Origin of the sequence: Rhodococcus sp. UYP9, assembly GCF_040547235.1 — a bacterium.
Taxonomy (GTDB): domain Bacteria; phylum Actinomycetota; class Actinomycetes; order Mycobacteriales; family Mycobacteriaceae; genus Rhodococcoides.
In genome coordinates, this window is sequence record NZ_JBEPPH010000007.1 from 127,494 (window position 1) to 143,281 (window position 15,788).

At 62.0% G+C, this 15,788-nt stretch carries 13 protein-coding genes; 9 read left to right on the top strand and 4 right to left on the bottom strand.

Going from position 1 to position 15,788, the window contains the following annotated elements:
• Positions 1-4: 4 nt before the first annotated feature.
• Together ABIB36_RS18825 and ABIB36_RS18830 are read right to left on the bottom strand one after the other, a co-directional pair.
• Positions 5-1,171 carry a lycopene cyclase family protein gene (locus tag ABIB36_RS18825; protein WP_354562401.1) on the bottom strand — a complete coding sequence of 389 codons (1,167 nt, stop codon included), beginning with the start codon at positions 1,169-1,171 and terminating at the stop codon, positions 5-7.
• Entirely contained in the window at positions 1,168-1,959 is a 792-nt protein-coding gene (locus ABIB36_RS18830) for an SDR family oxidoreductase (RefSeq protein ID WP_084348848.1), read from the bottom strand. Before ABIB36_RS18830 ends, ABIB36_RS18825 begins: the two co-directional genes overlap by 4 nt.
• A 207-nt stretch (positions 1,960-2,166) precedes the next feature.
• Here ABIB36_RS18830 and ABIB36_RS18835 point away from each other — a divergent pair, with 207 nt between their 5' ends.
• Positions 2,167-3,798 carry an ABC-F family ATP-binding cassette domain-containing protein gene (locus ABIB36_RS18835; protein ID WP_084348849.1) on the top strand — a complete coding sequence of 544 codons (1,632 nt, stop codon included), beginning with the start codon at positions 2,167-2,169 and terminating at the stop codon, positions 3,796-3,798.
• A gap of 93 nt (positions 3,799-3,891) precedes the next feature.
• Positions 3,892-4,152 carry a helix-turn-helix domain-containing protein gene (locus tag ABIB36_RS18840; RefSeq protein ID WP_084348850.1) on the top strand — a complete coding sequence of 87 codons (261 nt, stop codon included), beginning with the start codon at positions 3,892-3,894 and terminating at the stop codon, positions 4,150-4,152.
• 12 nt (positions 4,153-4,164) lie between these two features.
• On the opposite strand, the gene ABIB36_RS18845 is transcribed toward ABIB36_RS18840, so the two are convergent.
• A complete protein-coding gene (locus tag ABIB36_RS18845; protein WP_084349004.1) occupies positions 4,165-4,737 on the bottom strand; it encodes a TetR/AcrR family transcriptional regulator in 573 nt (190 codons plus the stop codon).
• A gap of 157 nt (positions 4,738-4,894) precedes the next feature.
• Positions 4,895-7,705, bottom strand: a complete 2,811-nt coding sequence (acnA, locus tag ABIB36_RS18850; protein WP_084348851.1) for an aconitate hydratase AcnA — start codon at positions 7,703-7,705, stop codon at positions 4,895-4,897.
• A 350-nt stretch (positions 7,706-8,055) separates the two neighbouring features.
• Here acnA and ABIB36_RS18855 point away from each other — a divergent pair, with 350 nt between their 5' ends.
• The 7 genes from ABIB36_RS18855 to inhA all read left to right on the top strand — a co-directional run bounded on the left by ABIB36_RS18855 (position 8,056) and on the right by inhA (position 15,729).
• A complete protein-coding gene (locus ABIB36_RS18855) occupies positions 8,056-8,646 on the top strand; it encodes an Rv1476 family membrane protein (RefSeq protein WP_354562395.1) in 591 nt (196 codons plus the stop codon).
• A 477-nt stretch (positions 8,647-9,123) separates the two neighbouring features.
• Positions 9,124-10,596: an NlpC/P60 family protein gene (locus ABIB36_RS18860; protein WP_354562569.1), complete on the top strand. Its 1,473-nt coding sequence runs from the start codon at positions 9,124-9,126 to the stop codon at positions 10,594-10,596.
• A gap of 224 nt (positions 10,597-10,820) precedes the next feature.
• Positions 10,821-12,065, top strand: coding sequence for an AAA family ATPase (locus ABIB36_RS18865; protein ID WP_143542252.1), 1,245 nt, complete (start codon positions 10,821-10,823; stop codon positions 12,063-12,065).
• Positions 12,062-13,054, top strand: a complete 993-nt coding sequence (locus ABIB36_RS18870) for a DUF58 domain-containing protein (protein WP_084348853.1) — start codon at positions 12,062-12,064, stop codon at positions 13,052-13,054. The genes ABIB36_RS18865 and ABIB36_RS18870 overlap by 4 nt, the downstream gene beginning before the upstream one ends.
• Positions 13,051-14,043, top strand: a complete 993-nt coding sequence (locus ABIB36_RS18875) for a VWA domain-containing protein (RefSeq protein WP_354562391.1) — start codon at positions 13,051-13,053, stop codon at positions 14,041-14,043. Before ABIB36_RS18870 ends, ABIB36_RS18875 begins: the two co-directional genes overlap by 4 nt.
• A gap of 66 nt (positions 14,044-14,109) precedes the next feature.
• On the top strand, positions 14,110-14,832 hold the full coding sequence (gene fabG1 / locus ABIB36_RS18880; protein WP_084348855.1) for a 3-oxoacyl-ACP reductase FabG1: 723 nt from the start codon (positions 14,110-14,112) through the stop codon (positions 14,830-14,832).
• 72 nt (positions 14,833-14,904) lie between these two features.
• Positions 14,905-15,729 (top strand): NADH-dependent enoyl-ACP reductase InhA, encoded by an 825-nt coding sequence (gene inhA / locus ABIB36_RS18885; RefSeq protein WP_084348856.1) that lies wholly within the window; start codon positions 14,905-14,907, stop codon positions 15,727-15,729.
• Positions 15,730-15,788 lie beyond the last annotated feature (59 nt).

A 15,788-nucleotide genomic window follows, 5' to 3' on the forward strand; every position in this document is an offset into this window, starting at 1 on the left:
TGCGTTATCGAGTCGACATGTAGTGACCGTTTCCCCGTCGCGGATTCACTACCGTTCGCGCTATCGCCATGCGAGCTCGTGGTGGCAGCGTCGGGAACATTCGCATCATTGCGTTCATCGTTGCGAGTGGATCCGCTCGGTTGGACAGGTAAGCGGTCTGCTGGGCGACCGGAAGCTCGAAGAAACTGGCGAAGAAGTGGGGGATCAGCTCGGGTTCGAGGTTCAGTGCAGTCCGTAGCCCGAGGTTGCGTAGACGTTGGACCGCCCAAACCGAAAGGGGGCGAACGGAATTGCCGGTGCGGAGTGTCGATACAACGGTGTCGGCCGCGGCGAGTGACGCTGCGACGCTGTATCCGGTGGCCGGGTGCATGAGACTGGATCGCGCGCCGAACCGCACAGCGCCGCGTTCACCTCGCAGGTGCACCGGCGGTTGTACCGGGAACCGGACGCGTTCGATAGGCTCGGTTCCCGTGGGTCGGGCGCCCCGGTTGTGTAATCGTTTCGCGAGGCGATCTCGTAGAACATCGAGACCTAGTGGCGGACTCCCCACGAGACAGGTCTCCTCGAGCAGGATTCGATCATCGTCGAGCGGGACCGCATACAGAAAACTCGGTACCTCCGCAGGCGAGGTGCCGTTGTCGTATCGCCAGTCCATGAACCAAGCATTGGTGTCCTCGAGAAGCGCTATGCCCGCAGAGCGATCGACGATGATGCCGTATGCCGTCTGTTCGGCAAGACCAACCACGCCGGCGGATCCGCGCGCGTCGACAATCGTACGTCCGGTGACCGTTCTTCCGTCGGCGAGACGAACGGCGTCCTTGGTCACCGATAGTGCTGTCCCCCGGAGCACGCGAGCTGATCCTTCGCTGAGCACCTGTTGCAGCGCAGCGGTGTCGAGAACGCAATACGTCCGATCGATCGTGTGACGTCGGACCGTCCACGCCGCCGGCCGAGCAATGGTCGACGCGACGGCTGCGGCGGGGAGCCAGTGGGGAAGCTCGTCCGACCAGGCCGAATATGTCGGGGTCCAGCGCCTCTTCGGATGAGGATCGATGGCTACGACGTCGACCCCAGCGGCGGACGCTCGATGTGAGAGGGCTCGACCCGCCGGGCCGAGCCCGACCACGACGAGGTCCGCCGCGACGTCCTCGGACAGCGTTGAATCGTTCACAGTCCGCCGGTGGCCAGCAATCCGCCATCCACTCGGACAGTTTCGCCGGTGATCCAGCACGACGCGTCGGACACGAGAAATCCCACGAGGCTTGCGACGTCTTCCGGAGATCCGAGCCGCTTCATCGGATATGCCGCGGCAGCTTGCTCCTCGCCACCAGCCACCAGCGCCTCGGCGAACTTCGTCTTCACCACCCCCGGTGCAACCGCGTTGACTCGGATCGATGGTCCCAGCTGCCACGCGAGTTCTTCGGTCAAGCGGATCAGGGCCGCTTTGGACGCGCCGTACGCAGCGATCACGCCCGTCGAGCGCAGGCCAGCGACGCTCGCGACGTTCACTACGGCGCCACCGTGCGCTCCCATCCAGGCTCGGTAGGCCTCCTGGATGTACCCCAAGGTGGCGACGACATTGGTGTCGAAGATTTTTCTGACGCCGTCGAGATCGGCGTCCATCAGCGAACCGTAGACAGGATTGATACCGGTGTTGTTGATCAGGATGTCGAGCGAACCGAATACCTCGATCGTCTTGTCCACCGAGTCGCGACGAGAGTCGGCATCACTGGCGTTGCCTGCAATGGCAAGGACCCTGTCGATTCCACTACCTGTGGCTTCGCCGAGTTGGTGGGCGGCTTCGGCCAGCGGTTCAGGTTTGCGAGCGGTGATCGTTACTCGTGCGCCTCGAGCAAGCAGTTCGGCGGCGATTGCCTTGCCGATTCCTCGGCTGGCACCGGTGACGAGGGCCACCTTGCCTGTCAGATCCTGTTCTCGGGCTGTGTTTGCGGCGGTCATGAGTCAAGACGTTACCGGTGTCACTGCTCGGACGGTCGGTAGCACGGCCCCCAAGGGGTTAAAATGAGAGGTTCATGGGCCATGAGTGGTTTCAGGGCCAGGCCCAGCGCACCTTCGACGAGTCATCGTTCGCTACCGCCTGCGACTCGACCGCTCGTGAAAACGGCCAGACGCCGAACTTCGCCCGCTATAGCTAGGAGCACCCGCGTGATTACCGCCACCGACTTGGAAGTTCGTGCCGGTGTCCGCACGTTGCTGTCGACTCAAGGACCAGCACTTCGCGTACAGGGCGGAGACCGTATCGGGTTGGTCGGGCGTAACGGAGCCGGCAAGACCACGACGCTGAGGATTCTTGCGGGTGAGGGCGAGCCCTACGCGGGCACCGTCGTTCGTACGGGCGATCTCGGATACTTGCCACAGGATCCGAAAGAGGGTGACCTCGATGTGCTTGCCAGGGATCGAGTTCTCTCCGCGCGTGGACTCGACACTTTGTTGCATCAGATGGAGAAGCAGCAGGCGTTGATGGCCGAGGTCGCCGACGAGGCGCTTCTCGACAAGGCGGTCCGCAAGTACGGCGAGCTCGAGGAGCGATTCGCATCGCTGGGCGGCTACGAAGCAGAGAGCGAAGCAGCGCGAATCTGCAACAGCCTGGGACTTGCCGATCGCATCCTCGCGCAAGCACTGCGCACGCTGTCCGGTGGCCAACGGCGGCGCGTGGAGTTGGCGCGCATTCTGTTCGCGGCCTCCGACGGGAGCGGCGGACGTTCCGACACGACTCTGCTACTCGACGAACCCACCAACCACCTCGACGCCGACTCCATCACCTGGCTCCGGGGGTTCCTGCAGAACCACGATGGCGGACTGATCGTGATCAGCCACGATGTCGACCTTCTGAGCGACGTGGTCAACCGCGTGTGGTTCCTCGATGCGGTACGCGGCGAAGCCGATGTCTACAACATGAACTGGAAGAAGTACATCGATGCTCGGGCAACCGACGAGCAGCGCAGGCGGCGTGAGCGTGCCAACGCGGAGAAGAAGGCAGGCGCGTTGCGCGTGCAGGCCGCGAAGATGGGCGCGAAAGCAACGAAAGCTGTTGCCGCGCAGAACATGGCAAAGCGTGCTGACAAGCTCATGGCTAACCTCGACGCCGAGCGAGTTTCGGACAAGGTTGCGCACATCCGCTTCCCTGAGCCTGCACCCTGCGGCAAGACCCCCCTCATGGCGAAGAACCTCACCAAGATGTACGGGTCACTGGAAATCTTCGCCGGAGTCGATCTGGCCATCGACCGCGGCAGCCGCGTCGTAGTGCTCGGACTCAACGGTGCGGGCAAGACAACCTTGCTCCGGATTCTGGCGGGTACCGAAAAGTCCGACGCAGGTGAGATCCTCGCCGGCCACGGGCTACGCGTCGGATACTTCGCACAGGAGCACGACACACTCGACGATCGCGCTTCGGTGTGGGAAAACATTCGTCATGCGGCTCCGGACACGGGGGAGCAGGAGTTGCGCTCGTTGCTGGGGGCGTTCATGTTCACCGGACCGCAGCTGGAACAGCCGGCAGGCACGCTGTCGGGCGGTGAGAAGACCAGACTTGCACTTGCCGGGCTTGTGTCCTCTGCTGCCAACGTCCTGCTTCTCGACGAGCCGACGAACAACCTCGACCCGATTTCACGTGAACAGGTGCTCGATGCTCTCCGCAGTTACAAGGGAGCCGTGGTGCTGGTCACTCACGATCCGGGTGCGGCCGAAGCCCTGTCACCCGAGCGGGTCATCCTGCTGCCCGACGGCAACGAGGACCACTGGTCACAGGACTACCTGGAACTGATTCAGCTGGCCTGATACGCGGTTTTCTCGTGGCCGGAGTGTGGCGTCCTCTACCCTGGTTGTGCGGGGGTGTTCGGTGAGTGAAGTGTCGCTGACTGGAGGAACGCCATGCCACCACTACCGGCCCGTGGGTCATTCGCCGAATCCGAGGGTCCGCCCATCGGTAAAGGTGCACGAATCACCGGCGAATCGCGAGAGAGGCTGCGTGCCTCACTGCAGAAGCAGTACTCCGCAGGGGCCAGCATTCGTAGTCTCGCTCACGATCTCGGCAGATCCTATGGATTCGTGCACAAGATTCTGGCCGAATCGGGTGTCGCGTTACGTTCGAGGGGTGGCCCTAATCGGCAGAAGTCACACAGCACCGATTAGCTGTACATCAAGCTAAGCGCTGTCGGGCCTGCGAACCGATGCCTCGACAAGGTCCAGTACCGCCGAGAGGTTGGGCCCTCCCTGACCGGAGGCGATGCGAGCGACAAGACCGTCGAGCACGAGATCGAGATAGTCGTGCATGACATCCTTCGGAACGTCCTCACGCAGTTTGCCCGCCGTTTTCTGACGTTCCAGACGGGCAAGGGTTGCATCGGTGAGTTCCGAGGACTTCTCCGCCCAGCTCTTCCTGAATTCTGGGTCGGTGCGTAAGCGCCTTGCTATTTCCAGCCGAGTACCGAGCCACTCGAAGCGATCGGGTTGCTCGAGAATATCCCGCATGACCTGGACCAAGCCTTGACGAGCGGCCACTTCTGCCATTCGCCGAGCATCTTCCTGCGCGAGCGCGAGAAACAACCCGTCCTTGTCCTTGAAGTGGTGAAAGATCGCGCCTCTGGACAGGCCAGTCGTCTCCTCGAGGCGGCGGACCGTCGCACCCTCGTAGCCGAATTCACCGAAGCAACGTCGTGCGCCGTCGAGAATCTCGCTACGTCGTGCCGCCAAATGGTCCTCGCTGACCTTCGGCACACTGCCTCCTTCATCGGCTGATACGTCGTCCCGCCTCGAGCGCAGAACGCGCACGCCCACTGTCTGTTCGAGTCTGAACCGTTCTCGAAGTGGTCGTGCGCGTTCTGCGTGCTCACTGGTCGAGTTCACTCACCAGCGCTGAGCTGTAAAGAAGTGCTTAGCCTCGGATCATGTTGCGCAGGACGTACTGCAGGATGCCGCCGTTGCGGTAGTAGTCCGCCTCACCTGGGGTGTCGATGCGCACCACTGCGTCGAATTCGACCTTCGTGCCGTCGGTCTTCGTCGCAGTGACAGCCATCGTCTTGGGTGTGACACCCTCGTTCAACTTCTCGACGCCGACGATATCGAATGTCTCGGTACCGTCGAGCTTCAGCGATGCTGCGCTCTCGCCAACCGGGAACTGAAGCGGAACAACGCCCATCCCGATGAGGTTGGAGCGGTGAATACGCTCGAAGGACTCCGTGATGACAGCCTTCACGCCGAGCAGGCTGGTTCCCTTGGCCGCCCAGTCACGTGAGGAGCCGCTTCCGTACTCCTTGCCACCGAGGACCACGAGCGGAATGCCCGCAGCCTGGTAATTCTGCGAAGCATCGTAGATGAATGCCTGCGGTCCATCTTCCAGGGTGAAGTCACGGGTGTAACCGCCCGAGACGTCGTCGAGGAGCTGGTTCTTCAGGCGGATGTTCGCGAACGTTCCACGAATCATGACCTCATGGTTGCCGCGGCGCGAACCCAGCGAGTTGTAGTCCTTACGCTCGACGCCATGCGAGTCCAAGTACTGGGCAGCAGGCGTTCCAGCCTTGATCGGGCCGGCCGGGCTGATGTGGTCGGTGGTGACCGAATCTCCCAGCAGTGCAAGGACGCGAGCGCCCTTGATGTCCTTTACCGGCTCCGGATCCATCGTCATACCGTCGAAGTACGGGGGCTTGCGCACGTAAGTGGACTTCTCGTCCCACGCGAACGTGTCGCCCTCGGGGGTCGAGAGGTTCTGCCAGCGACTGTCTCCGTCGAAGATCGTCTTGTACGACTTGCGGAACATGTCCTGGCTGATGGACGACTTGATCGTGTCGTCGATCTCCTGTGCGGACGGCCAGATGTCCTTCAAGTAGACAGGCTTGCCGTCGTGATCGTCTCCGAGCGAATCGGTCTCGAAGTCGAAGTCCATCGTGCCGGCGAGGCCGTATGCGATGACGAGCGGCGGAGACGCCAAGTAGTTCATCTTTACGTCGGGGGAGATCCGGCCTTCGAAGTTTCGGTTACCGGAGAGCACTGCAGTGACCGAAAGGTCGTTGTCGTTGATCGCTTTCGAGATCGGCTCTGCGAGAGGACCGGTGTTGCCGATGCAGGTAGTGCATCCGTAGCCACCGAGGTAGTAGCCGAGCTTCTCGAGGTACGGCCACAGACCGGCCTTCTCGTAGTAGTCGGTGACTACCTGCGAGCCGGGCGCCATGTTGGTCTTGACCCACGGCTTGGTGGTCAAGCCCTTGTCGACGGCATTGCGTGCGAGCAGTGCAGCGCCGAGCATGACCGACGGGTTCGAGGTGTTGGTGCAAGAGGTGATGCCTGCGACGACGACCGCGCCATGGTCGAGTACGAACTCGGCGCCCTCTTCGGACTTGACGGTGATCGGCTTGCTCGGACGACCGTCGGAGCCGTATGCGGCGGACTGGACGGCGACGGCTGCGTCCTCGGTGAAGGACAGGGAAGCGGGGTCGCTCGCCGGGAAGGACTCGTTGAGTGCCTCGTCGAGCTTGCTGTCACCTTCGTGTGCGGCGTGGCTCTCATCGACGTAGTTGTGGATGTCCCTGCGGAACGCAGGCTTGGACTCCGACAACAGGATTCGGTCCTGCGGGCGCTTCGGTCCGGCAATGGACGGAACGACGGTGTTGAGGTCGAGCTCGATGTACTCGGAGTACACGGGCTCGTTCTCCGGGTCGTGCCACATGCCCTGTTCCTTGGCGTACGCCTCGACGAGCGCCAGCTGCTCGTCGCTGCGGCCGGTCAGGCGCAGGTAGTTGATGGTCTCTTCGTCGATCGGGAAGATCGCCGCGGTGGAGCCGAACTCGGGGCTCATGTTGCCCAGCGTTGCTCGGTTGGCCAGAGGTACTTCTGCGACGCCCTTGCCGTAGAACTCCACGAACTTGCCGACGACGCCGTGCTTACGCAGCATTTCGGTCGCGGTGAGGACGACGTCGGTCGCGGTCACGCCGGGCTGAATCTCGCCGGAGAGCTTGAAGCCGACGACGCGGGGGATGAGCATCGAGACGGGCTGGCCGAGCATTGCTGCCTCGGCTTCGATCCCGCCGACGCCCCAACCCAACACTCCCAGGCCGTTGACCATGGTGGTGTGTGAATCGGTGCCGACGCAAGTATCGGGATACGCCTGGCCGTTGCGGGTCATGACGGTCGGTGCCAGGTACTCGATATTGACCTGGTGCACGATACCCATGCCGGGGGGAACTACCTTGAAGTCGTCGAATGCGCCCTGTCCCCAGCGAAGGAACTGGTAGCGCTCGCCGTTGCGCTCGTACTCGAGGTCGACGTTTCGCTCGAGGGCGTCGGCGCGACCGAACACGTCGAGAATCACCGAGTGGTCGATGACCATGTCGGCAGGAGAGAGCGGGTTGACCTTGCTCGGGTCGCCGCCCAGTGTGGTCACGGCTTCGCGCATGGTGGCCAGGTCGACGATGCATGGCACGCCGGTGAAGTCCTGCATGATGACACGAGCTGGGGTGAACTGGATTTCGATGCTCGGGTCCGCGGACGGATCCCACGAAGCGATCGAACGGATATGGTCGGCGGTGATGTTGGCACCGTCCTCGGTGCGAAGGAGGTTCTCCGCGAGGACTTTCAGTGCATATGGCAACTTTTCGGCACCGGGCAAGGCCGACAGACGGAAGATCTCGTAGGAGTTCTTTCCGACCTCGAGGGTGCCCTTTGCACCGAATGAGTTATTACTAGCGGTCACTTCAGCTCCACTCGTCTATGAGGCACACCGCCGACGGGGCTGTGTCGACGGTTGAAGCGAGACCTTCTACGCGACCGAGCGGTGCGCCGAACGCCTCGTTGTAAGTCTAACAGTACGCTTGTCCTGTGAAACCCTGAGGGCAGGCCTGATGGTGCGTCGGCGTGCCCTGCACCGACAATCCTCACGCAGTGGCACTACCTTCGCAATGCAGGGCAACCTCATTTCGGGCCATGCGGTGAGTGACCAATGCGGTCCGGGCAGGTGTCGGTGACGTAGGGTTCGGACGGTCCGCTCGTACTCTTCGGTAACGACCGCCACCCACCGACTCCGCTATTGCAACTGGACGAGAGATGCCTGATCCGATTCTTGCTGTTGTCCCGCTGGCCGCCGAAGTCCCGCCCGGCACCGACATCGATTCGATCGTGGCCGACATCGCCGAGTCCGGTGTCAGTGCGCCTTCGGCAATTCGGAGCGATCTGCAGGCCGTAGTCCAGCGTGCAGAAGAGCACGGAGTCGATCTCGGCATCGTGGTCATGGAAAAAGACCCCGTTCATGATTCTCAATTGCGTGACCTCGCGACGGCGGTCGGAACCCAGGACGGCGGCACAATTCTGGTCTTGAGTCCGGGTCAGGTGGGGTCCTTCAGTGACACGGTCAGTCGAGTCACGCTCGAGGCTGGGCAAGACCGCACGTACACGGGCAATCCCGTCATCGGAGCCGACAACTTCGTCGACACACTGGTCGGCCCGCAAACACCGTGGGGTTTGATCACGGGTCTGATCCTGGTGCTCGTGACGGCGGCGGCAGCCGTAACGGCAGTTGCGAAGATCCGGCGCCACAAAGCGCGGAGTATCTCGACGTCAGAGCCCCGCGAGACGGAGCGGCTTACGCCGGAGTCCGAACCGAGCAACACTTCTGGTGAGTCTGCCACCGACCGCTGAATATCGACTCTGCTGGAGACCACAGAAACGAACGCCCCGACCTTCTGGTCGGGGCATTCTTCGTCTGTCGGAAAAAGTCGAAAAAACTGTTTCGCGTATATACCGAGTTCAGGGTATTTGCGCTGGTCGAATTACATATGTGTTCTTTGAGACTGGAGTTTCTTTAGTGTGCAAAGTGTCGTACGGTGCCATTGGCACTGCTGGGGAAGGAGTGTCGCAGAGGGCAGAGGTCTATCCGAGTTACCTCGGGTGACGCCTGCTTCGGGTGGGACCGACGTGGTTTACACCTGTGCTGATGCTGCGTGCTTCCTCCCTGCCCGGTGAGCGTGATTTCCAGCACCCGATGTGGGTGCCGGGTCCTCTCTTCCGGCGTCGACGATCGATAGAACGTCGCGAGCGCCGGACCAGAGGGAGACAACTTTGAGGCGACGAGCATTCCGCGGAACACGCAGCTGCGCGTTCTCCAACACGGCGAGAATGTTCGTTGGGGCCGGAATTGTTGTTGCGTTGATCAGCGGTGCGTCCAGCACGGCTCTCGCTGTTCCGCCGCCGCCGCCCAATCCATCCGACTCCGACCTTGCCGCCGCGGGATCCGCGGTAGAGCAACAGCTCGGTGCCGTGGGTTCGTTGATCAACCAAGTCGCGTCTGCAAACCAACAGCTCGCCCAACTCGATGCCGATGTGGCGATCAAACGCGAGGATGTCAACAAGGCCCTCGTCGACCTTCAGAATGCTCGGGACGCCGCTGACGTAGCTGCCCAACTAGTGGTCTTTGCTCAGCAGGCTCTCACCGATGCAGGTGTTCAAATCCAGGCGGCACAGCAGAAGTTCAACAACTTCGCCGTGTCGAGTTACACCCAGGGCACAGGTGTCGCCTCGGTGTCCTCGTTCCTCGGATCGAGTGGACCGGACGACGTTCTCGACCGTGCGCAGGTGCTGAAGGTTCTGTCGAACAGTCAGAACGCTGTGCTCGACGGTCTTCAGCGAGCCAGGACCGAACAGGCCAACCGTGACTCCGCGGCTCGCGAGTCCAAACAACAAGCCGATGCCGCAGCCTCGACAGCAGAGTCCAAGAAAGCAGATGCCGAGGAAGCGATAGCGACTGCCCGCGCCGCGTTGCAAGCTCAGGCAGAACAGAAGGCTGCGATCGAGAGCGAGCGCGACTCCGCACAGAGTCAGCTCGATTCCGCACGATCGAACGTGGCAGGACTTGCCGATCAGCGCGTCGCATACTCGACCTGGGAGTCGCAGAAGGCAGCCGAGGATGCAGCCATTGCCGCCGCGGCGGCTGCAGCGAAGCAAGCGGCAGTTCAAGCCGCTGCGAGGGTTGCAGCGAACCAGGCTGCTGCTGCGGCTGCAGCGGCCGCAGCAGCAGGTCAACGATCCCACACCGATATCGACGAAGATCAGGACTCGGTAGGTAGCGACTCCACCGGCGGCGACTCTGCCGACAGCACGGGCACCACGACAACCACGACACCGAAGAAGCCGCGAAGCTCAGGTCAATCGAATCCGTCGCTCACCGGCAGTGCAGCAGTCGAACTCGCCATAGACCGCGGAATGTCTCAGCTGGGCGTCCCGTACTCCTGGGGTGGCGGCGACGAAAACGGACCGACGAAAGGTATCCGGGACGGGGGAGTGGCCGATAGCTACGGCGACTACAACAAGGTCGGCTTCGACTGTTCCGGATTGATGATCTATGCGTTCGGGGGACTCGGCATCTCGCTGCCTCACTACACGGGCTACCAATACACGGCAGGCAAACAGGTCCCATCCTCCAACATGAAGCGCGGGGACATGATCTTCTATGGACCGAATGCCAGTCAGCACGTCGCGTTGTATCTGGGCGACGGGAAGATGCTGGAAGCTCCTCAATCCGGTGACATCGTGAAGGTTTCGGCCGTTCGATACGACGGTATGACGCCGTACGCAGTACGTATGGTGTCCTGACAGAATTCTTCGGGGGCCACTCGGTAGGCTCGCCCCACAGGAGACATCGGTAGCCTTGGGGGGCGGCCCCACGGCGCAAGCAGTCATCGTCTGAAATAGTCGATGGTCGATACCGAACGTGCCCGAGAAGTGATTCGAGTGAAAGCGGTGAATTCTTGGTGACATCACGTGACGGCGCCGAAGCGAACGGCAGCGTCTCGCAGGACAGCGGGTCGAACGGCAGCATGTCCAAGGGCGGCGTCTCGGGCGGGAATGGATCGGGCCGCACCGATGCTGCGGGGCTCGCACATGATGTGCAGATCCTCGAGAAGGCCGTATACGAGGTCAAGCGGGTGATCGTCGGCCAGGATCGATTGGTCGAAAGGATCCTCGTAGGGCTTCTTGCACGCGGTCACGTACTCCTCGAAGGAGTGCCTGGAGTGGCGAAGACCCTGGCCGTGGAAACTTTCGCCAAGGTAGTCGGTGGAACTTTCTCTCGCGTTCAATTCACGCCCGACCTGGTGCCCACCGACCTGATCGGTACCCGCATCTACCGGCAGGGTCGCGAAGAATTCGACACCGAACTAGGCCCGGTCGTTGCCAACTTCGTGCTGGCCGACGAGATCAACCGCGCGCCCGCCAAAGTGCAGTCCGCATTGCTGGAAGTTATGGCGGAGCGGCAAGTATCCATCGGTGGTCACACGTTCCCGATGCCCGACCCATTTCTTGTCATGGCGACGCAGAACCCGATCGAGAACGAAGGTGTCTATCCCCTTCCTGAAGCTCAGCGTGACCGGTTCTTGTTCAAGATCGTCGTCGACTACCCCTCGGTCGAGGAAGAACGCGAAATCGTCTACCGGATGGGCACCGCTGTCCCGACTCCGAAGCAGATCCTCGATCCCGAGGAGCTGGTGCGACTTCAAAACGTCGCGAGCTCGGTGTTCGTTCATCACGCAATCGTCGACTACGTCGTCCGAGTCATCGCTGCGACGAGAACGCCGGAACAACTCGGTCTCGACGACGTCGCAAGTTGGATCGCTTACGGCGCGTCGCCGCGAGCAACTCTCGGAATCATCGCGGCATCGCGTGCCCTTGCTCTGGTGCGAGGACGTGACTACGTGGTGCCGCAGGACGTTCTCGAAGTGATCCCCGACGTTCTCCGTCACCGACTCGTCCTGTCCTACGACGCACTCGCCGACGAGGTGACTCCGGAAGATGTGATCACTCGGGTATTGCAGGCGGTGGGTCTTCCCCAGGTGGCCCCTCAAGCGGTCGGTGCGCAGCAGGCCCCCCAAGCGCCGTTCGTCCCGCAGCAACCGGCGAATCAAAGCGCGGCGCCGCAGCGTCCCCCGCAACAGGGAATGCCACAGCAGCAGGGAGCGCCACAGCAGGGATACAACCCAGGCGTGCAACAGGGGCATCCGGGTCCAGGGCCGTCCCTGGACAAATCCGCGGGGAGTTCCCCAGCCGTGGGTAGCCAGCAGCAGTGAGCGGGGCACTTGCCCGCGGGGCGGGTCGAGCACCCGACTCGCGGCCCCCGTCTTTCCGGAGCGGTGAACTACGTGACCCCACACTCGCTGCGGCGTTGCGCACCTTGGAGTTGACAGTCCGCCGTCGTCTCGACGGTGTGTTGCACGGCGACCATCTCGGATTGATTCCGGGACCTGGTTCCGAGCCCGGCGACGCGCGGGAGTACCAGCCTGGCGACGACGTCCGACAGATGGACTGGTCGGTGACTGCTCGGACGACTCACCCACACGTTCGTCAGTCTGTTGCCGATCGCGAGCTGGAAACCTGGATGGTCGTCGATCTGTCTGCCAGTCTCGATTTCGGTACGACGGGGTGCGAGAAGCGAGATCTGGCTGTCGCGGCTGCCGCGGCAATCACGCACTTGACCAGCGGTGGAGGTAATCGCATCGGTGCTGTGGTTGCTACTGGAGCACAGACGACTCGGATCCCGGCCAGGGGTGGCCGGATCCACTCGCAGACGTTGCTGCGGACCATCGCGACGACACCCAGTGCCGCCGACGGTGTGCGAGGAAATCTTCGCGAGGCAATCGAGGCGCTCCGCCGCCCCCAACGCAGGCGGGGGATGGCAGTGGTGATCAGTGATTTTCTCGGGCCGATCGACTGGGAGCGATCGCTGCGAGCGATCTCTGCACGGCACGATGTGTTGGCAGTGGAAATACTCGATCCTCGGGACGTCGAACTGCCAGATGTCGGGGATGTGGTCCTCCACGACCCCGAAACCGGTCGCACCCGTGAATTCAGCACGACGCCGCAGTTGCGTGCCGATTTCGCCGAGGCCGCCGCGTCGCATCGCGAGGACGTGGAGCGTGCGCTTCGACGATGTGGCGCTCCGCGCTTGACACTTAGAACCGACGGCGACTGGATAGCGGACGTCGTCCGTTTCGTTTCTTCACGCCGACACACTCTCGGTTCCAGTGCAGTCAATTCGGCTCGGGCAGGTCGCCGGTGAGTCTGTCCGAGTTCACCTCACCGTGGTGGCTGCTGTTCGTCCTCGTCGTTGCCGGTTTGGTCGTCGGTTACGTATTGGCGCAGCGCCGTCGTCACAAACACACTTTGCGGTTCTCGAACATGGAACTGTTGGAGAAGGTGGCGCCGACGCGACCGGGTTACTGGCGCCACGTGCCGACGGCACTGGTCCTGGCCGGTCTGCTCGTACTGACAATTGCCTTGGCGGGTCCGACTGCTGATCAAAAGGTGCCTCGAAACCGCGCGACGGTGATACTCGTGATCGACGTGTCGTTGTCGATGGAGGCAACGGACGTCGAACCGTCTCGCTTGGCGGCCGCGCAGGAGGCAGGAAAGTCGTTCGCCGAAGGGTTGACTCCAGGTATCAACCTCGGGCTCGTCGCTTTCGCTGGAACGGCGTCGGTGCTCGTATCTCCGTCCGCTAACCGAGAAGCGACCAAGGCGGCCATCGACAAACTCCAATTGAGCGAGCGCACGGCCACTGGCGAGGCTATTTTCACCTCGCTGCAGTCGATCGACACACTGGGAGCAGTGCTCGGTGGCGGCGATGCGGCCCCGCCCGCTCGAATCGTCTTGTTGTCCGATGGCAAGCAGACCGTTCCGGAGAGCCCTGACGATCCGCGGGGTGGATACACTGCCGCGCGCGCCGCGAAGGACAAGAACGTACCGATTTCCACAATCTCGTTCGGAACGAGCTACGGGACAGTCGATATCGAAGACGAGTCGGGAGTCGAACGAGTTCCGGTTCCAGTCGATGATCCGTCCTTGCGGGAGATTGCCGATCTTTCCGGTGGGAGCTTCTTCACTGCGTCCTCACTCGAAGAACTGCGCGCGGTGTACGACACGCTGGAGGAGCAGATCGGGTTCGAGATCACCCGTGGAGATGCCAGCCGTCCGTGGTTGATTCTCGGAGTTGTACTCACCGCATTGGGTTTGGGCACGGCTTTGGTTCTTCGGCAACGACTGCCCTGATTCGCTGTTATTACTCACCAGTAAGTTTCGCTTTGTCATTCCGGGACGAACAGATAGGTTGCAGGCATGTCCAAACCAGACTTCATTGCTCGATCGGTACTTGTCACCGGAGGGAACCGAGGTATCGGTCTGTCCATCGCTCAGAGACTTTCGGAGGACGGCCACAAGGTAGCCGTGACGCATCGCGGTTCCGGGGTGCCCGACGGCCTGTTCGGGGTTGTCTGTGACGTCACCGATTCCGAGTCGATCGACGCCGCCTTCAAAGAGGTCGAAGCGAAGCACGGGCCGGTCGAGGTTCTGGTGTCGAACGCCGGCATCACCGACGACACCTTGATCATGAGAATGAGCGAGGATCAGTTCTCTCGCGTGATCGACGCGAACCTGACCGGTGCCTTCCGAGTCGCCAAGCGCGCCAGTCGCTCGATGCTCCGTGCCCGTTACGGCCGCTTCATTTTCATTGGATCCGTCGTGGCTCTGGCAGGAACTCCCGGCCAAGCCAACTACGCGGCGTCGAAGGCCGGCGTCATCGGGCTTGCTCGGTCGCTCACTCGTGAGCTGGGGTCCCGGTCGATCACGGCGAATGTCGTCGCTCCCGGCTTCATCGACACGGAGATGACTCAGGCATTGGACGAGAAGTACCAAGAGATGGCTGTCAGCGCTATTCCGCTTGGCCGCAAGGGTAAGACGGATGAGGTTGCCGGCGTCGTCAGTTGGCTTGCCTCCGAGGACGCCGCGTACGTCTCGGGTGCGGTCATTCCCGTCGACGGTGGCCTCGGCATGGGCCACTGACCTCTCGATTATCCGAGTTTTCGCAACTGGTACACCTCTTTTCTCATTTCGACTCGATCGGTAAGGAAGAACATGGGCGGACTGCTCGAAGGAAAGACCATCCTGATCACCGGCATCATCACCGATGCCTCGATCGCGTTCCACGCCGCAGCCATGGCACAGGAGCAAGGCGCGAAGGTCATCATCACGGGTTTCGATCGACTTCGGTTGATCGATCGCATCGCCAAGCGCCTGCCCGAGGAAGTGCCCCCAGCGATCGAACTCGACGCCACCAACGAGGAGCATTTGTCGGCCCTCGCTGATCGCATTCGTGCAGTGGCCCCCGAAGGCATCGACGGCGTCTTGCATTCGATCGCTTTTGCGCCCCGCACGCTCATGGGCCCGGATGCGATGCCGTTCCTCGAGGGGCCGGGTCCCGACGCGGCACGCGCATTCGAAATATCGGCGTGGAGTTACGCATCGCTGGCGCGGGCTGTTCTGCCTGTCATGAACGAGGGCGGTTCCATCGTCGGTATGGACTTCGATCCACGGACCTCGATGCCGTACTACAACTGGATGGGCGTGGCGAAGGCTGCACTCGAGTCGGTCAACCGGTACGTGGCTCGTGAAGTAGGCGCAGCCAAGAAGATCAGGTCCAATCTGGTCGCCGCTGGGCCGATCAAAACCCTTGCTGCCAAAGCCATCGCGGGAACGGCTACCGGGGACGCAACCAAGATGAATCAGCTCAACGATTACTGGTCCGGTTCGGCGCCTATCGGCTGGGATGTCGACAACCCGACAGTGGTCGCGAAGTCGATCGTGGCCTTGTTGTCGGATTGGTTGCCGGGTACGACCGGCTCGATCGTGTACGTCGACGGCGGTGCCAGCCACAACACCTGGTTGCCCGACGACATGTAGTCCGTCTCGCCTCATGCAAGCACCGACGAGTGGGGGCCTACCAGATGGTGGATCGATGC